This is a genomic window from Streptomyces sp. CA-181903 (genome assembly GCF_050937075.1).
Lineage (GTDB): Bacteria > Actinomycetota > Actinomycetes > Streptomycetales > Streptomycetaceae > Streptomyces.
Genome location: NZ_JBNJLY010000001.1, coordinates 5,168,835 through 5,191,521, shown reverse-complemented (window position 1 = coordinate 5,191,521; position 22,687 = coordinate 5,168,835). Strand labels below are relative to the sequence as shown.

Below are 22,687 nucleotides of genomic sequence, written 5' to 3'. Positions count from 1 at the left end.
CCTAACGGGTAATTTCACAAGCCGAACAAACGCCACTCGAACAGCACACGGCCATGGAGCAAGGAGAGCACGCGTGACGCGCAGCGTGTACGTGACCGGGACCGACCGCGGCGACGGACGCCAGGTCATCGAGCTGGGAGTCATGGAGCTCCTCACCCGCCAGGTGGACCGGGTCGGGGTGTTCCGCCCGCTCGTCCACGGTGACGGGCCGGACCGCCTCTTCGACCTGCTCCGCGCCCGCTACCGGCTGGAGCAGTCACCCGAAAGCGTGTACGGCCTCAGCTACGCCGAGGCCGCCGCCCTCCAGGCCGAGAAGGGCACGGACGAGCTGGTCTCCCGGCTCGTCGAGCGCTTCCACGCCGTCTCCCGGGAGTACGAGAACGTCCTCGTCCTCGGCACCGACTTCATCGGCAGCAACCTGCCGGACGAGCTGGCCCTCAACGCGCGGCTGGCGAACGAGTTCGGCGCCTCCGTGATCACCGTCGTGGGCGGCGGCGGCCAGACCGCCGAGGCCGTCCGCGCCGAGGCCCGCAACGCCTGCCGCGCCTACGAGGCGCTGGGCTGCGACGTCGTCGCCCTGGTCGTCAACCGGGTGGCCCCGGCCGACCGCGAGGCCATCGCCGAGGGACTGTCGGCGAGCCTGCCGGTGCCCTGCTACGCGCTCCCCGAGGACGCCTCCCTCTCCGCCCCGACCGTGGCGCAGATCGTCCGCAAGCTGGGCGCCGAGGTGCTGCTCGGCGACGACGCCGGGCTCAACCGGGACGCCAAGGACTTCGTCTTCGGCGGCGCCATGCTGCCCGTCTTCCTCCCGGCCCTGACCGACGGCTGCCTGGTGGTCACCCCCGGCGACCGCGTCGACCTGATCGTCGGCGCCCTCGCCGCGCACAGCGCCGGCGCCCCCTCGATAGCCGGCGTGCTCCTCACCCTCGACGAGCGGCCGGGGCCGGACATCCTGGCCCTCGCCGACCGGCTCGCCCCCGGCACCCCGGTGATCTCCGTGCCCGGCGGCTCCTTCCCGACCGCGGGCGAGCTGTTCGCCGTCGAGGGCAAGCTGGACGGCTCGTCGCCGCGCAAGGCGGAGACCGCCCTCGGCCTGTTCGAGCGGCACGTCAACACCGCCGAGCTCACCGAGCGCATCGCCGTCGCCCGCTCCGGCCGCGTCACCCCGATGATGTTCGAGCACGAGCTGATCGAGCGCTCCCGCTCCGCCCGCCGCCGCGTCGTCCTCCCCGAGGGCACCGAGGAGCGCGTGCTGCGCGCCGCCGACGTGCTGCTGCGCCGCGACGTCTGCGACCTCACCCTGCTGGGCGAGGAGGACGTCATCCGCAAGCGCGCCGCCGAGCTGGGCATCGACCTGGGCGAGGCGCAGCTCATCGACCCGCAGAAGTCGCCGCTCCGCGAGCGCTTCGCCGAGATCTACGCGGCGGCCCGCGCCCACAAGGGCATGACGGTGGAGCTGGCCCACGACGTCGTCGCCGACGTGTCGTACTTCGGCACGCTGATGGTGCAGGAGGGGCTGGCCGACGGCATGGTCTCCGGCGCCGTGCACTCCACGGCCGCCACCATCCGGCCCGCCTTCGAGATCATCAAGACGGCGCCGGGCGCGCAGATCGTCTCGTCGGTCTTCTTCATGTGCCTGGCCGACCGCGTCCTCGTCTACGGCGACTGCGCCGTCAACCCGGACCCGAACGCCGAGCAGCTCGCGGACATCGCCATCCAGTCCGCCGCGACGGCGACCCAGTTCGGCGTGGAGCCGCGGATCGCGATGCTGTCGTACTCCACCGGCACCTCCGGCTCCGGCGCGGACGTCGACAAGGTCCGCCGGGCGACCGAGCTGGTCCGCGAGCGCCGTCCCGACCTGCTGGTCGAGGGCCCGATCCAGTACGACGCGGCCGTGGACGCCGCCGTCGCGGCGACCAAGCTGCCGGGTTCGGAGGTGGCCGGCAAGGCGACCGTCCTCGTGTTCCCCGACCTGAACACGGGCAACAACACGTACAAGGCCGTGCAGCGGTCGGCCCACGCGGTCGCCGTCGGCCCGGTGCTGCAGGGCCTGCGCAAGCCGGTCAACGACCTGTCCCGCGGCGCCCTCGTCCAGGACATCGTCAACACCGTCGCCATCACGGCCATCCAGGCCCAGGGCGACCAGCGCGGCGACCGCGTCGAGCCGTGACGCCGACCCCGCTCCCCGACGTTCCCCCCACCACGGAAAGCCCCATGACTGCCAACGCCCAGGCCACCTCCCGCGCGACCCGCGTCCTCGTCCTCAACTCCGGCTCGTCCTCGCTGAAGTACCAGCTCCTAGACATGGCCGACGGCTCACGGCTCGCCGTCGGGCTCGTCGAGCGCATCGGCGAGGACTCCTCGCGGCTGGCCCACACCCCGCTGGCGACCGGCGGCACCAAGCGCGAGATCACCGAGCGGATCGCGGACCACACCGCCGCGTTCCAGGCCGTCGCCGCCGAGCTGGCCGCGGACGGGCTCGGCCTGGACTCCCCCGAGCTGGCCGCGATCGGCCACCGCGTGGTGCACGGCGGCAACCAGTTCACCGAGCCGACGCTGATCACCGACGAGGTGCTGGCGGAGATCGAGCGGCTGATCCCGGTCGCCCCGCTGCACAACCCGGCCAACATCACCGGCATCCGCACCGCCCAGGCGCTCCGCCCGGACCTGCCGCAGATCGCCGTCTTCGACACCGCCTTCCACACGACGATGCCGGAGCACGCCGCGCGCTACGCGATCGACGTGGCCACGGCGGACGCGCACCGGGTGCGCCGCTACGGCTTCCACGGCACCTCGCACGCGTACGTCTCGCGGGAGACGGCGAAGCTGCTGGGCAAGGACCCGTCCGAGGTCAACGTGATCGTCCTGCACCTGGGCAACGGCGCCTCGGCGTCCGCCGTCCAGGGCGGCCGCTGCGTGGACACCTCCATGGGCCTGACCCCGCTGGAGGGCCTGGTCATGGGCACCCGGTCCGGTGACATCGACCCGGCGGTCATCTTCCACCTGGCCCGCAACGCCGGGATGTCGGTCGACGAGATCGACTCGCTCCTCAACAAGAAGAGCGGTCTGATCGGACTGTGCGGCGACAACGACATGCGCGAGATCCGCCGGCGGATCGACGAGGGCGACGAGGCGGCGCGGCTCGCGTTCGACATCTACGTGCACCGGCTGAAGAAGTACATCGGCGCCTACTACGCGGTGCTGGGCAAGGTCGACGCGGTCGCCTTCACGGCGGGTGTGGGCGAGAACGCGGCGCCCGTGCGCGAGGCCGCCGTGGCCGGCCTGGAGGAGCTGGGCCTGGCCGTGGACGCGGAGCTCAACGCGCAGCGCGGGGACTCGGCGCGGCTGATCTCCCCCGACTACGCGCGGGTCGCCGTCGCGGTGGTGCCGACCGACGAGGAGCTGGAGATCGCCACCCAGGCATACGCCCTGGTCAGCGCCTGAACCCTCATGGAACCGGGGGTTCCACCCCCGGCCCGCCCCTGTCATTTCCCACAGCTCGAATATTCCGCTCCGAAACAAACCGATAGGATCTGCCCCATGCGCCGTTCCAAAATCGTCTGCACCCTGGGCCCCGCCGTCGACTCCTTCGAGCAGCTGAAGACGCTGATCGAGGCCGGCATGAACGTGGCCCGCTTCAACATGAGCCACGGCAGCCACTCGGAGCACGAGGAGCGGTACCACCGCCTCCGCAAGGCCGCCGAGGAGACCGGCCGCGCGGTCGGCGTCCTGGCCGACCTCCAGGGCCCGAAGATCCGCCTGGAGACCTTCGCGGACGGCCCGGTGGAGCTGGTGCGCGGTGACGAGTTCGTCATCACGACGGAGGACGTCGCCGGCGACAAGACGATCTGCGGCACCACCTACAAGGGCCTGCCGGGCGACGTCGCCAAGGGCGACCAGATCCTGATCAACGACGGCAACGTCGAGCTGCGCGTGACGGAGGTCGACGGCCCGCGGGTCAAGACCATCGTCATCGAGGGCGGCGTCATCTCCGACCACAAGGGCATCAACCTGCCCGGCGCGGCCGTCAACGTCCCGGCGCTGTCCGAGAAGGACATCGAGGACCTGAAGTTCGCGCTCGCGATGGGCTGCGACATGGTCGCCCTGTCCTTCGTCCGCGACGCCAAGGACGTCCTCGACGTCCACCAGGTCATGGACGAGGTCGGCCGTCGCGTCCCGGTGATCGCCAAGGTCGAGAAGCCGCAGGCCGTCGAGAACATGCAGGAGGTCGTCATGGCCTTCGACGGTGTGATGGTGGCCCGCGGCGACCTCGCGGTGGAGTACCCGCTGGAGCGCGTCCCGATGGTGCAGAAGCGCCTCATCGAGATGTGCCGCCGCAACGCCAAGCCGGTGATCGTCGCGACCCAGATGATGGAGTCGATGATCACCAACTCCCGCCCGACCCGCGCCGAGGCGTCCGACGTCGCGAACGCGATCCTGGACGGCGCGGACGCGGTCATGCTCTCCGCCGAGTCGAGCGTGGGCGCCTACCCGATCGAGACCGTCAAGACGATGTCCCGCATCGTCGAGGCGGCCGAGCAGGAGCTGCTCTCCAAGGGCCTCCAGCCGCTCGTCCCGGGCAAGAAGCCGCGCACCCAGGGCGGTTCGGTGGCCCGCGCCGCCGCAGAGATCGCCGACTTCCTGGGCGGCAAGGCCCTCGTCGCCTTCACCCAGTCCGGCGACACCGCCCGCCGCCTGTCCCGCTACCGCGCGGCCCAGCCGATCCTGGCCTTCACCACCGACGCCGCCACCCGCAACCAGCTCGCCCTGAGCTGGGGCGTCGAGACGTACGTCGTCCCGCACGTCGACAACACCGACGCCATGGTCGACCTCGTCGACGCCGAGCTCCTCAAGCTCAAGCGCTACAACGAGGGCGACACCATGATCATCACCGCCGGCTCCCCGCCCGGCGTCCCGGGCACGACCAACATGGTCCGCGTCCACCACCTGGGCCGCGCGAACTGACCCGCGCCCCGGACGCCCGACGGCTGTGGCCGCCACCCCTTCGGGGGCCGGCGGCCACAGCCGTTTCCGGGCAACGGGCACGGGGCATGGCTCACGGCTCACGGCTCACGGCTCACGGCTCACGGCTCACGGCTCACTGGAACGGATCGCCCGCCACGCCGCACAGCCGCACCAGCCCCGGCTCCTCCCCCTGCCCGGTGACCCTCGCGTAGACGGTGTACGTCCAGCCCTGCCCGGCAGCACGCTCCCGAGCCCAGCCGAGCACCTCGTCGACGTCGCCGTCCGTCACCTCGTACTCGTGCGACTGCCGGGAGCCGGCGTCCCAGAAGTACACGCGGTACACGGCCCGGTCCTCTTCCCAGACGGTGTCCCTGGGATCCACGCGACGCGTCAGCATGCGCCCACCCTAGGGTCGGTGGCGCATCGCGGACCGCTCAGTCCAGCCGTACGGTCTGCGTGTGGCCGTCGTCGAGGTTCCCCGGCTGCGGCACGGTGATCCGACCCCGGATCACGCCGGTGTACCAGCCGGGTGCGGAGACCTGTTTCGCGTCGGCGAGCGGCGTGTAGAAGGTCGCCGTCTTCCCGTTGCGCACGGTCTGTTCCCGGCTGCTGAAGGCGGCGATGCCCTTCGGCCCCACGAGGGGGCCGCGCAGCAACTGTCCGTCGATGCGCACGGTGACGGCCGGGTAGGTGCCCGTGCAGGCGACGCGCGTCTTGAACAGGATCCGGCGGTCGGCGGCCCCGGAGGACCAGTGCGGGTTCTCCGGCCGTGCCGAGCAATGCGCGCCACCGCCTTCGAAAACCGCGGCGAGCCGACCGGCCGGCGGGTTCGCCGCAGCGGCGGGCGGCGGTACGGCCGACGCCAGTCCGAGGGCGGCGGCCGCGGCGCTCGACAGGAACCACGATCGACGGATCACCTGTTGCTTCTCCCCTCGCCGGAACGGACGCCCGAGCCCCGGTTCCCGGTGCCCGGTCGTCCCCGACGGTGGCACACCGGTGATCGTTTACCGCGGGCTCCGGCGCGGACCCGATACGGGCCCGTCCGCCGGCCATTCGCCTCATTCCGGCACAGGTGCGGCGCAGATGGGGCACGGCGGACGGCGGCGGAACCGTTCCTCCCGTCCGCCGAGCGGCCTCGCCTCGAACGTGCGCCCGCGGGCGTACGCCCGGACCCGTCAGGTGGACGTCACGGGTACACCCCGTCCGTCACATAGACGCGCATGTTCGGGATGGTGAGGGTGCCGCCGAACTGGCCCGCCTGGCGGATCTTTACGTCGGTGAAGAAGATGGGGATGGGGAGCTTGAGGCCCGGGATGAGCGGGGGCGGGTGTTCGGCGGTGTAGTCGGCGGCGAAGATCGGGAGGGTGCTGCCGAGGAGCTTGCCTTTCAGCTGCTCCGTGTACATCGTCACCCTGCCGCCGTCGACCGTCGAGGTCTTGCCCGGGCCGGACTGGTGGTAGATCCGCTTCCGGTCGTTGACCAGGGCGTGCAGGTCGTCGATCGCCAGCTTGTCGGCGGTGAACTTGAGGACGGACTTCTTCTGCCCGCCCGCCGTGACGACCTCCTTGACCCCCTCGTAGGTGAGGCCGGTCAGCGTGAGCCGGTTCGCCTCCAGGTACCAGGGGTTGTCGGCGAAGGCGGCCTGCCCCTGGTCCCCCTGCCGTTTGGTGAGCGGGCAGGGCGGCGGCGTCTTCGTGGCTGACGCGCCGGGGGACGGGGTGCTCGACGGTGTCGAGCCGGGGGTCGTGGTGGCAGTGGGGGTCGGGTCCGGGGTCGCGTCCTTCGGGCCGGCGGAAGGGTCGGCGGTGGGCCGCGTCGCCTTCTTTCCGGCCGCCTCCTCCGTCTTCTTTCCCGCGCCGTCCGGAGTATTTCCGGGTTTGGGCGTCGCGGGAGTGACCGGAGGGGTGGGAGTGGTGGTGCCCGTCGCGCCCGGGGACGGGGTGGTCGTCGGGGCCGGGGTGGGGACGTCGTCGAACCGGGCGCCGGCGTCGGGAGCTTCGAGGGGACGTCCGGCACGGGCGGCACCGGCAGCTTGCCCTCGCCCGGTACGGCCGGGTCCGGCGTCGGGTCGGCGGTGGGTGTGGGGGCGGGCTTCCGCTTCCCGTTCGCGTCCGGGCCGTCCTTCCCGTCGTCGCCAGGCGCGTTCGTCGCCTTGTCCTTGCCCTTGTCCTTCTTCTTCCCCTTGCCCTTTTCCTTGCCGGCGTCCTCGTCTCCGCCCCCGCCCGCGCCCGGGCTCGGCGTGGCCGTGGGTGAACCCGCCGTCGGCGAACCGGGCGTCGGTACGTCGGGCGTCGGCGTCCCGTCCGGCTTCGTCACACAGAAGGCGTCGCCGAACGGACTGGGCGCCCCCGGCTTGGCCGTGGCCAGCTGCGGCGTGAAGCCCATGCCCATGAGCACCGCGGTGGGCATGGCCGCCAGCGCGACGGCCTTCCCCGCGGGCATGTGCAGGCGCGCCAGCAGGGGTTTCCTGGGCGCGGCGTGGCGCGGACCGGCTCTCGGGCAGTCGCGGTCGCGCGCGTCGTCGTCAGTCGCCACGGTGGCTCCTGTTCATTCCTTCACCAGCGACGGGCCGGACGGGATCGGGAGGTCCGGCGGCTCCTCCTCCGAGGCTCGCGCGGCCTCCGCCGGCGGCCGGGCCGGGGCCCAGGCGACGGCGAGCGCGCCACCCAGCATCGCCGGGATGATCCCGAGCAGGAACGCGCCGAAGTTGGAGACGACGAGCGAGACGATCCCGAGCAGGATGGCCGCGATCCCCGAGAAGACCCGGGAGTGCCGCTGGAACCACATCGTCAGACCGAGGACGATGAGCAGGATCCCGATGATCAGTGAGCCCGCGCCCGCCGTCGTGGACAGCCGGATGCTCAACTCGCCGAACTTCAGGGTCTGGTACGGGATGTACATGATCGGCACACCGGCGAGCATGGTCCACAGACCGGCCCAGAACGGGCGCTCACCCCGCCAGGTCCGGAACCTGCGGCGCAGGCCGCCCTTGTCGGCCGGCTGTGGTGGCGTCGTGTCGGCGCTCATGATGTACAGCTCCTCGGAACTGGCGGTTTGGTGCTGTGCGAGCCCTGCCGGGCTCCCGTTCCGCTACCTCGCGGCGGAGTGCGCGCGGCGCCGGCACGGGCACGGGAGCCGGTGTGGTGCCCGTGCCCGGCCGTGCCGGTGCGTCAGTCGCCCTTCTTGCACTCCTGGGCGCCCATGCTGACGCTCATGTCGAGGCCGGGCAGGGTGAACGAGCCGGCCGTGGTGGCCCACGCCTTCTGGTCCACATCGTCGAACTCGACCGACTTGGCCTGCTGGGCGAAGGAGTTCGGTACCGACTTCTTCGCGTCGCCCGGGTTCTTCGCGGGACCCTTGGTCATGTGGTCCGAGGAAACACCGATGTCGATTTCGTTGAACACCGCGTTCCCGACATTCATCTGATTGGCGTCGAGGTAGAGCTGCTTCGCCACGACCTTGGTGTCCCCGCCGCCCGCTCGCAGCTTCAGACCCACCGCTCCGAAAGGCGTCGGAACGTTGACCGCCTGGCAGAGCTTCGTGATCTCGGCCCTCTCCATGCCGACGACCGCGACCGCCTTGTGGTCCTTGGCGTTCGGGTCCACGTCCTCCATGGCGCCGTACTGGGTGAAGCCCGTGCCGGAGATGTGCTGGGCCCTCACCTGGAACTGCTGACCGGAAACCTGGAACGACGCCGCCAGCGCGCCCTGCGCGATCGCCATCGTGACCGCCGCCGCCGCGCCCACACTCGGGACCATGACGACCGCGAACCGCTTCCATCTGGTCCCACCGCGTGCCTGGGACTTCATGACTTGCCTCCTTCTCGGACGTACACCCCGAGCGGGCCGACGACTTCTGGCCCGGGGTGGGAGACGTGCTACGTCCTCGGGAAGCGGAGCGCCGTCGCGTGCGGTGGCGTCCAACGCCAAGCCGCGACCGAAACACCGGCGATCACCCCCGAGCGACAACCACGTGGCCACGCGTGCGCGCAACCTCCGGGACAGGCCCCGTCGTTGGCGGCGGGGACCCCCCTGTCCCACGGCCGGCGGGCAGCCGCCGGTCGTCCCGGTGGGGACCCAGCGGCCGGGCGCCGGCCGGATGCCGGGCCGCGGTGCTGGACCGGGTTGCGCCGATCGTGGTCGATTCCGGGGCGGGGCACAAGAGGTTCATTACTTGCGAGTAACGCGCGGACGACTCCGAGGAGTCCGGGCCGCGACGGGCGGGCACGCGGCGTGAGCGGCGTCGCGCCGGATACGTGGCGGCATAACGGGAAAAACCCGGGCGGAAGCCCGGGTTTCCCTTACCTCAAGTAACTACGGCCGCATTTATAAAGATTTGATATACCGCGACCGGTGTTTCGTGTGTGACAAGCGTGTGAACGGGACGTTCAGAACAGCGCCCGCGACAACGCCGTCCGCGCCGCCGCCACCCGCGGGTCGTCCGGGCCGATGACCTCGAACAGCTCCAGCAGCCGGACGCGGGCCGCGTCGCGGTCCTCGCCGGCCGTCCGCCGGATGACGTCGATCAGCCGGCCGAACGCGTCCTCGACATGCCCGCCGACCAGGTCGAGGTCGGCCGCCGCGACCTGCGCGCGGACGTCGCCCGGCGCGTCGGCCGCGGCCTTGCGCACCTGCTGGGGGTCCATGCCCTGGACGCGCTGCAGGAGTTCCGCCTGGGCCAGGCCCAGCTTGGCCTCGACGTTGAGCGGGTCGTCGGACAGCACGTTCTTGTACGCCTGGACGGCACCGCCCAGGTCCCCCTTGTCGAGGGCGTCGTGGGCCGCGCCCAGCGCCGCGTCGTACGGCCCGGCCGGACGCGCCGGCACCTCCGCCTCACCGGCACCCGGCGCCACGGGCGCGCCGACGATCCCGAACTGCTGCTCCGCGACCTGGACGAGCTGGTCCAGCACCTGGCGGATCTGCGCCTCGGGCGCCGCGCCCTGGAACAGCGGCAGCGCCTGCCCGGCCACCACCGCGAAGACCGCCGGGATGGACTGGACGCCGAACTGCTGGAACAGCCGCTGGTTGGCCTCGACGTCCACCTTGGCCAGCACGAACCGGCCCGCGTACTCCCCGGCCAGCCGCTCCAGCACCGGGCCGAGCTGCTTGCAGGGCTCGCACCAGTCGGCCCAGAAATCGATGACGACCGGCACCTCGGCCGAACGCTGGAGCACCTCGTGCTCGAACGACGCCTCGTCGACGTCGAGGACCAGGCGCACCGCGCCCGCGGGCGCACCGCCCTGGCGCGCCGCCTCGGCCCGCGCCTGCTCCGCCTTCTGCTTGGCTTCCCCGGCCGCCTTCACCGCGGCGAGGTCGACCACTCCACTCATGGACATGTTCCGTGGCTGCATGGGCCTATCCTCCCCCCTCCGCGCGGCGATCGGAAAAGTACGCAGCGGTACACAGCGAATTCGACGCCGGGTCCCCACCTGGCGTCCGTGGTTGTCGCTCACTCTTTCGCTACGAGTCGTAGCGTAACTGGATCTCCATCACCACGGCAGGGCGCCTCCCGTGATCTGCCTCATACCCGCGCGGCTACCCGGCGGTAAGGTCGCCGTATGACGTCCGCCCCGCAGCCCCCCGCACACCGCGCGAGCGGCCGCACGGGCCGCCCCCGCAGCGCCGAGGCCGACCGCGCGATCCTCGACGCGACGCGCGCCGCGCTGGTCGAACTGGGGTGGGGCAAGCTGACGATGGGCGACGTCGCCGCACGCGCGGGGGTCGCCAAGACGACCTTGTACCGGCGCTGGGCCGGCAAGAACGCGCTCGTCGTCGACGCCGTCGCCGATCTTTTCGACGAGCACCTCGAGCTGCCCGATCGGGGGAGCTTGCAGGCTGACATCGAGGGGGTTGTGCTTCGGTTCGCGGCGCTTCTCGATCGGCCGGAGACGAAGACGGCTCTTATGGCTGTTGTCGCCGAGTCGACTCGGGATGAGGTGCTGCGTGAGCGCATTCGCTCCGCGATCGTCGAACGTCAGAAGGGCCTGGTCCTCCTAGGCCGCGCCCGCGCCCAGGCCCGCGGCGAACTCCCCCGCGAGGAGGAGCCGGCCGTCGCGGCACGCACCGCGGACCTCATCTTCGACGTGATCGCCGGGGCGGTGGTGCACCGGACGCTGGTGAGCGCGGAGCCGGTGGACGCGGAGTGGGCCCGGGGGTTCACGGCGTTGCTCATCGGGGGCCTCGCCGCGGCGGCCGCGGCGCCGCAGGCCTGACCGCCGGCCCGGCCGGACGCGGTGGGTCAGCCCTGCGCACCGAGGGCGTCCAGATGCCCTCGCAGCACCCGGCGGAGCAGCTCGGGCGGATAGCGGTCGGGCAGCAGGGCGGCCTGGAGGGTGAGTCCGTCGAGGAGGGCGGACAGCCTCACGGCTTCCAGTTCGACGTCCAGGCCGCCCGGCAGTCCGCCGGCGCGCCGGGCTCCGTCCAGTACGCGCGTCAGCAAGGCGTGCAGACCGGCCTGTAGTTCGGCGGCGCAGGGTCGCAGCCGGGGGCGGGTGTGCGCGGCGGCGGTGAAGGCGAGCCAGAGCGCGCACTCCTGACGCCGGGGCTCGTCCAGGGGGAGGAACTCGGCCAGGAGCTCCTCCGTTCCGGCCCGGCGGTCGATGCCGCCGCCGGGGGCCAGGAGCCGCTCGGCATGGGTGCGGATGCGGTCGCCGATGCGGCGGCTCAGCTCGCGCATCGCGAAGGTCACCAGCTCGTCGTGGTCGGCGAAGTAGTGCCGGACCGAGCCGACGGCGAGACCCGCCTCCTCGGCGACGTTGCGCAGGGACGCGTGCTCCAGTCCGTGCCGCGCGGTGACGGACAGGACGGCCTGCGCCACCGCCCTCCGGCGGGCCACGGGATCGACGATCTTCGGCACCTTGGCTTTATAGCACAATCGAGCTAGCATTTTTTAGCACACTCTTGCCATAAAGATGGGCGGTACCCACGTGAACCCCTGGCTGCTCGCCGCGATCGTCACGGCCGTGGTGATCGCGGTCGTGATCAGACGGATCATCGGCGAACCGGTCAGCGTGCGCGACCTGTTCGCCGCCCCGGTGATCCTGATCGTGATCGGCACCGTCTCCCTCGCCAAGAAGACGGACCTCACCGGCACCGACCTCATCTGGGTCATCGCGGGCACGGTCCTCGGCGCGGCACTCGGCGCACTCCGCGGCGCCACGATCCGGCTCGTAGACAAGGGCGGGTTTCTGTGGCAGCGGTACGACGGCCGCACGTTCCTCACCCTGGTCGGCACCCTGGCGGTCGCGGCCGGCTTCAACGCACTCGCGGTGGCGATGGGCATGCACGAGGAGGCTCGTCCGCTGCAACTGTCCATCGGCGCGAGCTTCCTCGGCGAGTCGCTGGTGGTCGGCGGGCGGGGGCTGGCCTCGGGGATCCCCTTCGCCCCCGCCCGTACGCGCTGAGCCCGTAGCCCGTAGCCCGTAGCCCGTAGCCCGTATAAGCGCGTAGCCCGTACCTCAGGAGCCCGCACGCCCCTTCAGGCACTCCTTGACCGCCGCCACCAACCGGCCCGCCCGCTCGTCCCCCTCGCCGATCATCCGGTTGGCCACATACCCGAAGCCGACCCCGAACTCGTCGTCCCCGAACCCCAGATGCCCGCCCGCGCCGTCGTGGCCGAAGCTGCGGGGGCCGAGCATGGGGACGACCGGGGGTGAGTCGAGGTGGAAGCCGACGCCCCAGCGGACGCCGAGGTCGGGGAAGCCGGACCAGGAGGCGCCGGAGGTCTGCGGGCGCAGGGCGGCGGTCACCGTGTCCTCGGTGAGCAGCCGGGGCGTGCCGTCGACGCCGGTGACCGCCGCCGCGTACAGGGCGGCGAGGCCGCGGGCGGTGGAGACGGCGCCGGTGCCGGGGATCTCGGCGGTCAGGAAGTCCTTGGCGTTCCAGCCGCGCGGGTGGTCGAGGCCCGGGAAGACGAAGGCGCCGTTCATGGTGAGGATGCGCGTGAAGAGGTGGTCGGGGCCCGGGAGGGCCGGCGGCTCGCCGTCGTACGCGAGGCGGGCGAGGCCCTCGTACTCGTCCTCGGGGATGCCGATCCAGGTGCGCAGGCCCAGGTCGTCGGCGACGGCGGAGCGGAAGTACGCGCCGGGCGTGAGGCCGGTGATCCGCCGGATCAGCTCGCCGGCCAGCCAGCCGATGGTGTGGCCGTGGTACTCGTACGCCGTGCCCGGCTCCCAGAGCGGCTGCTGCTCCTCCAGGGCGCGGACGACCGGCGTCCAGGCGGTGATCTCCGCGAAGTCCGGGCTCGCGTCGAGGACGGGGAGGCCGGCCCGGTGGGCGAGGATCATGCGGGTGGTGACGCCCTCCTTGCCGTTCCGGGCGAACTCGGGCCAGTAGCGCGCCACCGGTGCGTCGAGGTCCAGCAGGCCCTGCTGGACGAGGAGGTGGACGCAGAGGACGAGGACGCCCTTGGCGGCGGACATCACCGGAACGGCCGTGTCCGCTTCCCAGGCGCGGCCGGTCCGCTCGTCGGCGGTGCCGCCCCACAGGTCCACGACCTTGCGGCCGCCGTGGAAGACGGTGACGGCCGCGCCGAGCTCGGTGGTCTCCGCGAAGTTCCGCGCGAAGGCGTCCGCGACGGCCCCGAAGCCCTCGTCCACGTGTCCGTCGTACAGCATTGCCGTTCCCCCCGAGTCGTGTCCGCACCACGAGCGGTGCCCGGACACCCTAACCGGAGGGGACCAGGCACCTCTAACGCTTTATCGGGGGTTGCAGCAGGTCAGAAGCCCGCCGGCTCCGTATACGTCCCCCACTCGTCCCGCAGCGCGTCGCAGATCTCGCCGAGTGTGGCCTCCGCGCGGACCGCCTCCAGCATGGGCTCGATCATGTTGGAACCGTCGCGGGCCGCGGCCAGCATGGCGTTGAGGGCGGCGGTGACGGCGGCGTCGTCGCGGGCCGCCTTGCGGTCGGCCAGGACGCGGACCTGCTCGCGCTCCACCTCGTGGCTGACCCGCAGGATCTCCAGGTCGCCGGTGACCGAGCCCTCGTGGCAGTTGACGCCGACGACCCGCTTGTCGCCCTTCTCCAGCGACTGCTGGTAGCGGAAGGCGCTCTCGGCGATCTCGCCGGTGAACCAGCCGTCCTCGATGCCGCGCAGGATGCCGGAGGTGATCGGGCCGATGGGGTGCTTCCCGTCCGGGTGGGCGCGCAGCCCGCGCTCCCTGATCTGCTCGAAGATCTTCTCGGCGTCCGCCTCGATCCGGTCGGTGAGCTGCTCGACGAACCACGAACCGCCCAGCGGGTCCGCGACGTTGGCGACGCCCGTCTCCTCCATCAGCACCTGCTGCGTGCGCAGGGCGATCTCGGCGGCCTGCTCGCTGGGGAGCGCCAGGGTCTCGTCGAGGGCGTTGGTGTGGAGGGAGTTGGTGCCGCCGAGGACCGCCGCGAGGGCTTCCACGGCCGTGCGGACGACGTTGTTGTACGGCTGCTGGGCGGTGAGCGAGACGCCCGCGGTCTGGGTGTGGAAGCGCAGCCACTGGGCCTTGTCCGTCTTCGCGCCGTAGACCTCCTTCATCCAGCGGGCCCAGATCCGGCGCGCCGCACGGAACTTGGCGATCTCCTCGAAGAAGTCGAGGTGCGCGTCGAAGAAGAAGGACAGGCCGGGGGCGAAGGTGTCCACGTCCAGGCCGCGGCTCAGCCCCAGCTCGACGTAGCCGAAGCCGTCGGCGAGGGTGTACGCGAGCTCCTGCGCGGCCGTGGCCCCGGCCTCGCGGATGTGGTAGCCGGAGACGGAGAGCGGCTTGTAGGCGGGGATGGCGCGGGTGCAGTGCTCCATCAGGTCGCCGATCAGGCGCAGGTGCGGCTCGGGGCCGAACAGCCACTCCTTCTGGGCGATGTACTCCTTGAAGATGTCCGTCTGGAGCGTGCCGTTGAGGACGGCCGGGTCGACGCCCTGGCGTTCGGCGGCGACGAGGTACATGCAGAAGACCGGCACGGCCGGGCCGCTGATCGTCATGGAGGTGGTGACGTCGCCGAGCGGGATGCCCTTGAACAGGACCTCCATGTCGGCGGCCGAGTCGATGGCGACGCCGCAGTGGCCGACCTCGCCGAGCGAGCGGGGGTCGTCGGAGTCGCGGCCCATCAGGGTCGGCATGTCGAACGCGACCGAGAGGCCGCCGCCGCCCGCCGCCAGGATCATCTTGTAGCGCTCGTTGGTCTGCTCGGCGTTGCCGAAGCCGGCGAACTGCCGGATGGTCCACGTGCGGCCCCGGTAGCCGGTCGGGTGCAGGCCGCGGGTGAAGGGGTACTCGCCGGGCCAGCCGATGCGCTCGAAGCCCTCGTAGCTGTCGCCGGGGCGGGGGCCGTAGACCGGGTCCACCGGGTCGCCGGACAGGGTGGTGAAGTCCGCGTCCCGCTTGCGCGCCGCGTCGTAACGGGCCTGCCAGCGACCGCGTCCCGCTTCGATGGATGCTGCGTCCATGGTGGTGCTGTCCGCCTCTCCGCGCTCCCGCGCGACCGCGCGGGCCTACGACCGCCGGTCGGCCCCCGTCGTCGCGGGCCGTCCCGGGGACGTCGAACTACTAGAAGCCACGAGAAACTACTAGGACGTCCTACTAAATCGTCGCGCAAGAAGGCCCCGGACACAAGGGGCGTCCGGGGCCGTTCGTTCTCGGGGGTGCACCCCGCCGGGCGGGGATCAGGCGGCGGGCGACGGAGCGGGCTCCGCGTCGGCGAACAGGGGCTCCAGCTCGCGGGTGACCTTGCGCTCGACGAAGAACGCGGCCGTCGGGATGGTGCCCGCCAGCAGGATCCAGGCCAGCCGGCCGAAGGGCCACTTGGCCTTGGAGCCCATGTCGAAGGCGAAGACGAGGTAGAGGACGTAGAGCCAGCCGTGGGCGATGGCGACGACCCGGAGGGGGCCGGCCACCCCGTCCATGTCCAGTCCGTACTTGGCGATCACGCCGATCGTCAGCAGGACCAGCAGCACGCCGGTGATGTAGGCCAGGGCACGGTAGCGGGTCAGGACGGAGCGCTTCATGGGGAGAGCGTAACGGCACCTTCCGGGGCGATCTTCGCCACCCCTGGCGTGGGTGAAGGGTGCCTGGTGAGACGGGTGGTGGCGTGTCGCGCCGCCGCGCGGAGACCCCCGCGGGGGCCTCGGCAGCCCGCGGATCCGGCCTCTAACCGGCCGCGGACCCGCCCTCCGTGAAGTCCGAGGCCGCCACCCGCAGCGGCCGCAGGATCCGGAAGATCTCCGCGCACTCCTCCGCGCCGTACACGCCCAGCCCGAAGTCCATCGCCATCAGGTCCCGCGTGGCCGCCTCGACGACCTCGCGCCCCTTGTCGGTGATCGACGCGAGCGTGCCACGCCCGTCCCTCGGGTTGGGGCGCTTGTCCACGAAACCGGCCGTGACCAGGCGGTCCACCGTGTTGGTCACCGACGTGGGGTGCACCATCAGCCGCTCCCCGATCTTGGACATCGGGAGCTCGCCGGCCTTGGAGAAGGTGAGCAGCACCAGCGCCTCGTAGCGCGCGAACGTCAGCCCGTACGGCTTGACGACGGCGTCGACCTGCCCGAGCAGGATCTGGTGCGCCCGCATGATCGAGGTGATCGCGGCCATGGACGGCACCGCGCCCCAGCGCCGCTCCCACAGTTCGTCGGCGCGGGCGATGGGGTCGAAGGGGAGGCTGAGCGGCTTGGACACGCCATGAGCCTATCGCCCGCCCTTGTCGCGGGCGCCGGCGTTCCGCACTTCGGACGGCCCCCGGGGCGGGGTTGCGAGCGGCGGCGGCCTTCCCGGTCATACGGGACGAGGCCGCCGCCGCGTCAGGACGCCAGGTGGCGTTCCACCGTCTCGACCTTGCTGGTGAGGCCGTCGGTGACGCCCTGCCGGATGTCCGCCTTCAGGACGAGGGAGACCCGGCCGCAGCGGGCCTCGACGGCCTGGACGGCGCGCTTGACGACGTCCATGACCTCGTCCCACTCGCCTTCCAGCGAGGTGAACATGGCGTCGGTGCGGTTCGGCAGGCCGGAGGAGCGGACGACGCGCACCGCTTCCGCGACGTACGCGCCGACGTCCTCACCGGCACCGCTGGGGGTGACGGAAAAAGCGACGATCACGCGCCGACCACGCCTTCCTTGCGGGCCCGGGCGGCCATGACGCTGGCCTCGGCCTCGCGGCGGAGCTTGCGGTCGGCGAAGAAGCCGCCGAGCGGGATGACGGAGAGGACGAAGTAGAGGACGGCGGTCTTGGTCTCCCACTTGGCCCGTTTCCAGGCGTCGACCCAGAAGATCACGTAGGTGAGGAACAGGAAGCCGTGCACCATGCCCATGGCCGGGACGGCGTTGAAGTCGGTGGTCCGCTTGAGGATCGAGCACGTGATCAGCAGCAGGAACGACGTGGCCTCGGGCGCGGAGATCAGCCGGAGTCGGCGCAGGGCGGAGGCGGTCTTGAGGTCCACGGGAAGGCACCCTTTCCGTCGGGAGTGGCGGGACGGTCACGCACTGCAGCGATCTTGTGAGTGCGTTCACAAGTTCTGACCATTGTTGCAGTTACCGCCGACAGCCCCGGCTCCGGGTGGTGTTCGAGCCCATACCAGGGGTCTTATCAGGGACGATTCCGGGGTCCCTCCGGGGCCGGGGGCCTGTCGGAGCGGCGTCGCCGCCCGCTAGCGTCGGGGCGTGGCACAGTTTCGGCTCCAAGGGAGCAAAGTCCTCGCCGTCGACATGGCGGGCGACGCGGTCAAGGCCAAGAACGGGGCCATGGTCGCGTACGAGGGCGACATGACGTTCAAGAAGATGACCGGTGGCGGTGACGGCCTGCGCGGCATGGTCACCCGCCGGCTCACGGGGGAACAGATGACGGTCATGGAGGTGAAGGGGCACGGCACCTGCTACTTCGCCGACCGGGCGAGCGAGATCAACCTGGTGGACCTCCGGGGCGAGACGCTGTACGTGGAGGCGAGCAATCTCCTCTGCACCGACGCGGCGCTGCGCACCGGCACGTCGTTCACCGGCCTGCGCGGGGCGTCCCAGGGCAACGGCCTGTTCACGACGACCGTGGAGGGCACCGGCCAGGCGGCGATCCTCTCGGACGGCACGGCGATCGTGCTGCGGGTGACGCCGCAGACGCCGCTGTCGGTCGACCCGGGGGCGTACATCGCGCACACCGGCGGGCTCCGGCAGCACTTCCAGTCCGGCGTCAACTTCCGGACGTTCCTGGGCGAGGGGTCCGGCGACGCGTTCCAGATCCGTTTCGAGGGCGACGGGCTGGTGTACGTGCAGCCGAGCGAGCGCACCACGTTCGGGGGTGACGTCTGATGCCGTTCCGTTCGTTGAACTCGCGGATGGTCGAGGCCCAGGTGCTGCCCGGGCAGCGGCTGTTCAGCCAGCGCGGGGCGATGCTCGCGTACAAGGGGGAGGTTTCCTTCACCCCCAGCATCACGGGCGGCCAGGGCGGCGTCATGGGGATGATCGGCCGCCGGATCGCCAACGAGGCCACGCCGCTGATGACGGTGGAGGGCAGCGGCACGGTGATGTTCGGGCACGGCGGACACCACGTCCATGTGATCGAACTGACCGGTGACACGCTCTATGTGGAGGCGGACCGGCTGCTGGCGTTCGACGGATCGCTCCAGCAGGGCACGATGTTCATGGGGTCGCAGGGCGGCGTGATGGGCATGGTGCGCGGCCAGGTGACGGGCCAAGGTCTGTTCACCACCACCCTCAAGGGCCATGGCTCGGTGGCGGTGATGGCGCACGGCGGCTTCATCGAGCTGCCGATCCGGCCGGAGCGGCCGGTGCACGTCGACCCGCAGGCTTATGTGGCGCACCGCGGCGACGTGCGCAACAAGCTGTCGACGGCGATCGGTTGGCGGGAGATGATCGGCCGCGGTTCGGGCGAGGCGTTCCAGCTCGAGCTGTCGGGCAACGGCACGGTGTTCGTGCAGGCGTCGGAGGAGAAGCTGTGAACGGCCCGGTCGTCTTCGACGCGCACTCGCTGCCGGTCAACGACAACGTCAATCCCTACGCGTTCAGCGTGGATCTCGACGGCCAGTGGTTCCTGCAGAAGGGGAAGATGATCGCCTACTTCGGGCAGATCGGCTTCCACGGCATCGGCCACGGCCCGTTGGACCGGCTGATCCGGAGCAGCTTCCACTCGCCGTTGCACGCCGCGGACTGGGTGGTGGCCGAGGGGCGGGGCAGGATGCTGCTCGCGGACCGGTCGTTCGACGTCAACTCGTACGACCTGGAGGAGGGCAACCTGACGGTGCGGTCGGGGAATCTGCTGGCCTTCGAGCCTTCCCTGGCGCTCAAGCAGTCGATCATCCCGGGGTTCGTGACGCTCATCGGCACGGGGAAGTTCGTGGCCGCGTCCAACGGGCCCGTGGTCTTCGTGGAGCCGCCGGTCCGGGTGGATCCACAGGCGCTGGTCGGCTGGGCGGACTGCCCGTCGCCGTGTCACCACTACGACCACGGGTACATGCGCGGAGTGCTGGGCGGGGTGCGGATGTTCACCGGGTTCGGCGGGACGTCGGGCGAGGAGCACCAGTTCGAGTTCGTGGGCGCCGGCACGGTGCTGTTGCAGTCCAGTGAGCAGCTGATGGCCGAACAGCCCACGGGGGCACCGCCGGACGAGGCGGGCGTGCCCTCGGGCGGGACGCCGTCGACGCATGGGAATCAGCCATCCGCCCCCCGGCTGCCCGGCCAGTTGGGAGACCTCCAGCGCCGCTTCGGGCTGTGAGCGGTACCCTGCGGAGTGTGACATCGAACGCCTGACCTCCCGTTCCGGCCCCCACATTCCAATTGGTTCGCTTTTCAACTTTCTTAGGTAGAATCTCACCATGGACACCGAGAACGGCACACGTTGGCTCAGCGATGAGGAACAGCGCACCTGGCGTGCCCACCTGGACGTCAGCCGACTGCTGATGCATCAGCTCGAACGGGATCTCCAGCCGTTCGGACTGACCAACAACGACTACGAGATCCTGGTCAACCTCTCCGAGTCGAAGGACCACCGGATGCGGATGAGCGATCTCGCCGCCGCCACCCTGCAGTCGAAGAGCCGCCTCTCGCACCAGATCACGCGGATGGAGAACGCGGGTCTCGTCCGCCGGGAGAACTGCGAGTCCGACCGGCGGGGGCTGTTCGCCGTCCTCACCGACCAGGGCTGGGAGATCATGCGGAAGGTGGCCCCGCACCATGTGGCGTCCGTCCGGCAGCACTTCATCGACCTGCTGTCGCCGGACGAGCTCAAGGCGCTGAGCTCCTCGCTGTCGCCGGTGGCGGAGCACCTGCGCGCCGCGCGCGGCAAGGGCTGAGCCCCGGGACGCCGAAGACGCCGAGGCCCGGCCGTCCGCTCCTCCGGTTCGAGGAGCGGACGGCCGGGCCTCACGTTTACGAAGCGGACGGCCGGGCCTCACGTTTACGAAGCGGACGGCCGGGCCTCACGTTCACGGAGCGGACGGCCGGGCCTCACGTTCACGGAGCGGACGGCCGGGCCTCACTCCCCCGCCGTCAGCCCCGCCACCAGTTCGTCCGCCGCCGTGTACGGGTCCAGCGACCCGTCCAGCACCCGCGCCGCCAGGACGCCCACGTCCCGGCCGCCGCTCAGATCGCCGATGCGCGAGCGCAGCGCCGTGACCGCGATGCGCTCGATCTCATGCGCCACCCGGGCCGCACGGCGCTCCGCGAGGACGCCGTTCTCCTCCATCCAGGCCCGGTGCTTCTCCAGCGCCTCGACCACCTCGTCGGTGCCCTCGCCGCGGGCCGCCACCGTCTTGACGATCGGCGGTCGCCAGTCGCCGGGCTTGCGGGCCTCGCCCAGCCCCAGCATGTGGTTGAGCTCCCGGGCCGTCGCGTCCGCGCCGTCCCGGTCGGCCTTGTTGACCACGTAAACGTCGCCGATCTCCAGGATCCCGGCCTTCGCCGCCTGGATGCCGTCGCCCATGCCGGGCGCCAGCAGCACCACCGTGGTGTCGGCCTCGGAGGCGATGTCCACCTCGGACTGGCCCACGCCCACGGTCTCCACCAGCACCACGTCGCAGCCGGCCGCGTCCAGGACGCGGATCGCCTGCGGCGCGGCCCAGGAGAGGCCGCCCAGGTGCCCGCGGGTGGCCATCGAGCGGATGTACACCCCGGGGTCGGAGGCGTGCTCCGACATCCGCACCCGGTCGCCGAGCAGGGCGCCCCCGGAGAACGGGGACGACGGGTCGACGGCCAGCACCCCGACCCGCTTGCCCCGCCGCCGGTAGGCGGAGACCAGGGCCGAGGTGGAGGTGGACTTGCCGACCCCGGGCGAGCCGGTGAGCCCGACGACGTAGGCTCCGCCGGCGAGCGGCGCCAGCGCCGCCATCACCTCGCGCAGCTGCGGGGACGCCCCCTCCACCAGCGAGATCAGCCGGGCGACGGCCCGCGGACCGCCGGCCCGGGCCTGCTCGACCAGCGCGGTCACGTCCGCCATCGCCGCTCCTTCCGCCGGGGTCCGGTGGGTCCGGCCGTCGCTCGTCCGGTATGCGGGTGCCGTCACTTGCCCGGCACGCGGATGATCAGGGCGTCGCCCTGGCCGCCGCCGCCGCACAGCGCCGCGGCGCCGACCCCGCCGCCCCGCCGGCGCAGCTCCAGTGCGAGGTGGAGCACCGTGCGGGCGCCGGACATGCCGATGGGGTGGCCCAGCGCGATGGCGCCGCCGTTGACGTTCACCTTTTCCGGCGATACCCCCAGATCCTTGATTGACTGCACAAGAACCGCCGCGAAAGCCTCATTGATCTCGATCAGGTCCAGATCGTCGACCGTCAGGCCCTCCTTGGACAGGGCGTGCAGGATCGCGTTGGACGGCTGGGAGTGCAGCGAGTTGTCCGGGCCGGCCACGTTGCCGTGGGCGCCGATCTCGGCGATCCACTCCAGGCCCAGCTCCTCGGCCTTGGCCTTGCTCATCACGACCACGGCCGCGGCGCCGTCGGAGATCTGCGACGACGTGCCGGCGGTGATCGTGCCGTCCTTGCTGAACGAGGGCTTCAGCTTGCCCAGCACCTCGACGGTGGTGTCCCCGCGGACGCCCTCGTCCTTGCTGAAGACCACCGGCTCGCCCTTGCGCTGCGGCACCGCGACCGGGGTGATCTCGGCGTCGAACAGGCCGTTCTTCTGGGCGGCGGCGGCCCGCTGGTGGGAGCGGGCGCCGATCTCGTCCTGCGCCGCCCGGCCGATGCCCAGCCGGGTGTTGTGCTTCTCGGTCGACTCGCCCATGGCGATGGCCTCGAACGGGTCGGTGAGCCCGTCGTGCGCCATGGAGTCGAGCATCTCGATCGCGCCGTACTTGTAGCCCTCGCGTGACTTGGGCAGCAGGTGCGGGGCGTTGGTCATCGACTCCTGGCCGCCCGCGACCACGATCTCGAACTCACCCGCGCGGATGAGCTGGTCGGCCAGCGCGATGGCGTCGAGGCCGGACAGGCACACCTTGTTGACGGTCAGCGCCGGGACGTTCATGGGGATGCCGCCGTGCACGGCCGCCTGGCGGGCGGGGATCTGCCCGGCGCCGGCCTGCAGCACCTGACCCATGATCACGTACTGCACCTGGTCACCGCCGATGCCCGCCCGGTCGAGCGCGGCCTTGATGGCGAAACCGCCCAGTTCGGCCGCGGAGAAGGAGCGCAGGGAGCCGAGGAGGCGGCCCATGGGCGTCCGGGCGCCCGCGACGATCACGGAGGTGGGGGCGGTCGGACCGTTCGTACCAGACATGGACGGTGCTCCTTCGGCGGAGGCGGTTAACGGTGGTTCTCGTCAATGT

At 71.4% G+C, this 22,687-nt stretch carries 25 protein-coding genes; 10 read left to right on the top strand and 15 right to left on the bottom strand.

The features are described 5' to 3' along the window. Positions 1–73: 73 nt before the first annotated feature. The 3 genes from pta to pyk all read left to right on the top strand — a co-directional run bounded on the left by pta (position 74) and on the right by pyk (position 4,965). A complete protein-coding gene (pta, locus tag ACQEVS_RS23310) occupies positions 74–2,170 on the top strand; it encodes a phosphate acetyltransferase (protein WP_433023342.1) in 2,097 nt (698 codons plus the stop codon). 44 nt (positions 2,171–2,214) lie between these two features. Next, a complete protein-coding gene (locus tag ACQEVS_RS23305) occupies positions 2,215–3,444 on the top strand; it encodes an acetate kinase (RefSeq protein ID WP_433023340.1) in 1,230 nt (409 codons plus the stop codon). Positions 3,445–3,540: 96 nt separating this feature from the next. After that, entirely contained in the window at positions 3,541–4,965 is a 1,425-nt protein-coding gene (gene pyk, locus ACQEVS_RS23300) for a pyruvate kinase (protein WP_433023338.1), read from the top strand. A gap of 133 nt (positions 4,966–5,098) precedes the next feature. On the opposite strand, the gene ACQEVS_RS23295 is transcribed toward pyk, so the two are convergent. The 6 genes from ACQEVS_RS23295 to ACQEVS_RS23270 all read right to left on the bottom strand — a co-directional run bounded on the left by ACQEVS_RS23295 (position 5,099) and on the right by ACQEVS_RS23270 (position 10,315). Beyond that, positions 5,099–5,362: a hypothetical protein gene (locus ACQEVS_RS23295; RefSeq protein ID WP_433023336.1), complete on the bottom strand. Its 264-nt coding sequence runs from the start codon at positions 5,360–5,362 to the stop codon at positions 5,099–5,101. A 37-nt stretch (positions 5,363–5,399) separates the two neighbouring features. Next, a complete protein-coding gene (locus ACQEVS_RS23290; protein WP_433023334.1) occupies positions 5,400–5,882 on the bottom strand; it encodes a hypothetical protein in 483 nt (160 codons plus the stop codon). Between the two features lie 269 nt (positions 5,883–6,151). Then, complete coding sequence (locus tag ACQEVS_RS23285) at positions 6,152–6,376, bottom strand: hypothetical protein (RefSeq protein ID WP_433023332.1); 225 nt, start codon at positions 6,374–6,376, stop codon at positions 6,152–6,154. A gap of 1,136 nt (positions 6,377–7,512) precedes the next feature. Further along, entirely contained in the window at positions 7,513–7,992 is a 480-nt protein-coding gene (locus ACQEVS_RS23280; protein ID WP_433023330.1) for a DUF6114 domain-containing protein, read from the bottom strand. A gap of 143 nt (positions 7,993–8,135) precedes the next feature. Continuing rightward, positions 8,136–8,774: a DUF6230 family protein gene (locus tag ACQEVS_RS23275; RefSeq protein ID WP_433023328.1), complete on the bottom strand. Its 639-nt coding sequence runs from the start codon at positions 8,772–8,774 to the stop codon at positions 8,136–8,138. A gap of 578 nt (positions 8,775–9,352) precedes the next feature. Continuing rightward, entirely contained in the window at positions 9,353–10,315 is a 963-nt protein-coding gene (locus ACQEVS_RS23270) for a tetratricopeptide repeat protein (RefSeq protein ID WP_433023326.1), read from the bottom strand. Between the two features lie 207 nt (positions 10,316–10,522). On the opposite strand from ACQEVS_RS23270, the gene ACQEVS_RS23265 reads away from it, so the two are divergent. After that, positions 10,523–11,176, top strand: coding sequence for a TetR/AcrR family transcriptional regulator (locus tag ACQEVS_RS23265; RefSeq protein WP_433023324.1), 654 nt, complete (start codon positions 10,523–10,525; stop codon positions 11,174–11,176). Between the two features lie 26 nt (positions 11,177–11,202). Here the strand turns inward: ACQEVS_RS23265 and ACQEVS_RS23260 are convergent, their stop codons facing one another. Beyond that, a complete protein-coding gene (locus tag ACQEVS_RS23260; protein ID WP_433023322.1) occupies positions 11,203–11,820 on the bottom strand; it encodes a TetR/AcrR family transcriptional regulator in 618 nt (205 codons plus the stop codon). 55 nt (positions 11,821–11,875) lie between these two features. Between ACQEVS_RS23260 and ACQEVS_RS23255 the strand changes: the two genes are divergently transcribed. Next, complete coding sequence (locus tag ACQEVS_RS23255; protein ID WP_433023320.1) at positions 11,876–12,367, top strand: DUF1453 domain-containing protein; 492 nt, start codon at positions 11,876–11,878, stop codon at positions 12,365–12,367. A gap of 54 nt (positions 12,368–12,421) precedes the next feature. On the opposite strand, the gene ACQEVS_RS23250 is transcribed toward ACQEVS_RS23255, so the two are convergent. Then, positions 12,422–13,579 (bottom strand): serine hydrolase domain-containing protein, encoded by a 1,158-nt coding sequence (locus ACQEVS_RS23250; protein ID WP_433023318.1) that lies wholly within the window; start codon positions 13,577–13,579, stop codon positions 12,422–12,424. A gap of 101 nt (positions 13,580–13,680) precedes the next feature. Beyond that, complete coding sequence (locus tag ACQEVS_RS23245; protein WP_433023316.1) at positions 13,681–15,381, bottom strand: acyl-CoA mutase large subunit family protein; 1,701 nt, start codon at positions 15,379–15,381, stop codon at positions 13,681–13,683. On the opposite strand from ACQEVS_RS23245, the gene ACQEVS_RS23240 reads away from it, so the two are divergent. Continuing rightward, entirely contained in the window at positions 15,380–15,505 is a 126-nt protein-coding gene (locus ACQEVS_RS23240) for a hypothetical protein (RefSeq protein WP_433023314.1), read from the top strand. The two genes, ACQEVS_RS23245 and ACQEVS_RS23240, sit on opposite strands and share 2 nt — an antisense overlap. Positions 15,506–15,597: 92 nt before the next feature. On the opposite strand, the gene ACQEVS_RS23235 is transcribed toward ACQEVS_RS23240, so the two are convergent. From ACQEVS_RS23235 to ACQEVS_RS23220, 4 genes are all read right to left on the bottom strand, one after another. Next, positions 15,598–15,939, bottom strand: a complete 342-nt coding sequence (locus tag ACQEVS_RS23235; protein WP_433023312.1) for a DUF3817 domain-containing protein — start codon at positions 15,937–15,939, stop codon at positions 15,598–15,600. Between the two features lie 142 nt (positions 15,940–16,081). Further along, on the bottom strand, positions 16,082–16,606 hold the full coding sequence (locus ACQEVS_RS23230; RefSeq protein ID WP_433023310.1) for a MarR family winged helix-turn-helix transcriptional regulator: 525 nt from the start codon (positions 16,604–16,606) through the stop codon (positions 16,082–16,084). A 122-nt stretch (positions 16,607–16,728) separates the two neighbouring features. Beyond that, positions 16,729–17,022 (bottom strand): MTH1187 family thiamine-binding protein, encoded by a 294-nt coding sequence (locus ACQEVS_RS23225; protein WP_433023308.1) that lies wholly within the window; start codon positions 17,020–17,022, stop codon positions 16,729–16,731. Beyond that, positions 17,019–17,363 carry a DUF3817 domain-containing protein gene (locus ACQEVS_RS23220; protein ID WP_433023306.1) on the bottom strand — a complete coding sequence of 115 codons (345 nt, stop codon included), beginning with the start codon at positions 17,361–17,363 and terminating at the stop codon, positions 17,019–17,021. Before ACQEVS_RS23220 ends, ACQEVS_RS23225 begins: the two co-directional genes overlap by 4 nt. A gap of 220 nt (positions 17,364–17,583) precedes the next feature. On the opposite strand from ACQEVS_RS23220, the gene ACQEVS_RS23215 reads away from it, so the two are divergent. The 4 genes from ACQEVS_RS23215 to ACQEVS_RS23200 all read left to right on the top strand — a co-directional run bounded on the left by ACQEVS_RS23215 (position 17,584) and on the right by ACQEVS_RS23200 (position 20,222). Then, the gene (locus ACQEVS_RS23215) at positions 17,584–18,222 is read left to right on the top strand and encodes an AIM24 family protein (protein ID WP_433023304.1); all 639 of its coding nucleotides are present in this window, start codon (positions 17,584–17,586) and stop codon (positions 18,220–18,222) included. Next, entirely contained in the window at positions 18,222–18,872 is a 651-nt protein-coding gene (locus ACQEVS_RS23210; protein ID WP_433023302.1) for an AIM24 family protein, read from the top strand. The genes ACQEVS_RS23215 and ACQEVS_RS23210 overlap by 1 nt, the downstream gene beginning before the upstream one ends. Next, positions 18,869–19,645, top strand: coding sequence for an AIM24 family protein (locus ACQEVS_RS23205; protein WP_433023300.1), 777 nt, complete (start codon positions 18,869–18,871; stop codon positions 19,643–19,645). Before ACQEVS_RS23210 ends, ACQEVS_RS23205 begins: the two co-directional genes overlap by 4 nt. Before the next feature lie 100 nt (positions 19,646–19,745). Beyond that, positions 19,746–20,222 carry a MarR family winged helix-turn-helix transcriptional regulator gene (locus ACQEVS_RS23200; protein WP_433023298.1) on the top strand — a complete coding sequence of 159 codons (477 nt, stop codon included), beginning with the start codon at positions 19,746–19,748 and terminating at the stop codon, positions 20,220–20,222. 182 nt (positions 20,223–20,404) lie between these two features. On the opposite strand, the gene meaB is transcribed toward ACQEVS_RS23200, so the two are convergent. Both meaB and ACQEVS_RS23190 read right to left on the bottom strand, forming a co-directional pair. Then, positions 20,405–21,364: a methylmalonyl Co-A mutase-associated GTPase MeaB gene (gene meaB, locus ACQEVS_RS23195; protein ID WP_433023296.1), complete on the bottom strand. Its 960-nt coding sequence runs from the start codon at positions 21,362–21,364 to the stop codon at positions 20,405–20,407. 62 nt (positions 21,365–21,426) lie between these two features. Further along, positions 21,427–22,602, bottom strand: coding sequence for an acetyl-CoA C-acetyltransferase (locus ACQEVS_RS23190; protein WP_004950827.1), 1,176 nt, complete (start codon positions 22,600–22,602; stop codon positions 21,427–21,429). Positions 22,603–22,687: the final 85 nt, after the last annotated feature.

What these genes read in the sequence shown, in the direction of transcription:
- ACQEVS_RS23305 (WP_433023340.1), top strand. Translation starts at nt 2,215, where the DNA reads ATGACTGCCAACGCCCAGGCCACCTCCCGCGCGACCCGCGTCCTCGTC.
- pyk (WP_433023338.1), top strand. Translation starts at nt 3,541, where the DNA reads ATGCGCCGTTCCAAAATCGTCTGCACCCTGGGCCCCGCCGTCGACTCC.
- ACQEVS_RS23295 (WP_433023336.1), bottom strand. Translation starts at nt 5,362, where the DNA reads ATGCTGACGCGTCGCGTGGATCCCAGGGACACCGTCTGGGAAGAGGAC.
- ACQEVS_RS23280 (WP_433023330.1), bottom strand. Translation starts at nt 7,992, where the DNA reads ATGAGCGCCGACACGACGCCACCACAGCCGGCCGACAAGGGCGGCCTG.
- ACQEVS_RS23275 (WP_433023328.1), bottom strand. Translation starts at nt 8,774, where the DNA reads ATGAAGTCCCAGGCACGCGGTGGGACCAGATGGAAGCGGTTCGCGGTC.
- ACQEVS_RS23270 (WP_433023326.1), bottom strand. Translation starts at nt 10,315, where the DNA reads ATGCAGCCACGGAACATGTCCATGAGTGGAGTGGTCGACCTCGCCGCG.
- ACQEVS_RS23265 (WP_433023324.1), top strand. Translation starts at nt 10,523, where the DNA reads ATGACGTCCGCCCCGCAGCCCCCCGCACACCGCGCGAGCGGCCGCACG.
- ACQEVS_RS23255 (WP_433023320.1), top strand. Translation starts at nt 11,876, where the DNA reads ATGGGCGGTACCCACGTGAACCCCTGGCTGCTCGCCGCGATCGTCACG.
- ACQEVS_RS23250 (WP_433023318.1), bottom strand. Translation starts at nt 13,579, where the DNA reads ATGCTGTACGACGGACACGTGGACGAGGGCTTCGGGGCCGTCGCGGAC.
- ACQEVS_RS23240 (WP_433023314.1), top strand. Translation starts at nt 15,380, where the DNA reads ATGGTGGTGCTGTCCGCCTCTCCGCGCTCCCGCGCGACCGCGCGGGCC.
- ACQEVS_RS23245 (WP_433023316.1), bottom strand. Translation starts at nt 15,381, where the DNA reads ATGGACGCAGCATCCATCGAAGCGGGACGCGGTCGCTGGCAGGCCCGT.
- ACQEVS_RS23235 (WP_433023312.1), bottom strand. Translation starts at nt 15,939, where the DNA reads ATGAAGCGCTCCGTCCTGACCCGCTACCGTGCCCTGGCCTACATCACC.
- ACQEVS_RS23210 (WP_433023302.1), top strand. Translation starts at nt 18,222, where the DNA reads ATGCCGTTCCGTTCGTTGAACTCGCGGATGGTCGAGGCCCAGGTGCTG.
- ACQEVS_RS23200 (WP_433023298.1), top strand. Translation starts at nt 19,746, where the DNA reads ATGGACACCGAGAACGGCACACGTTGGCTCAGCGATGAGGAACAGCGC.
- meaB (WP_433023296.1), bottom strand. Translation starts at nt 21,364, where the DNA reads ATGGCGGACGTGACCGCGCTGGTCGAGCAGGCCCGGGCCGGCGGTCCG.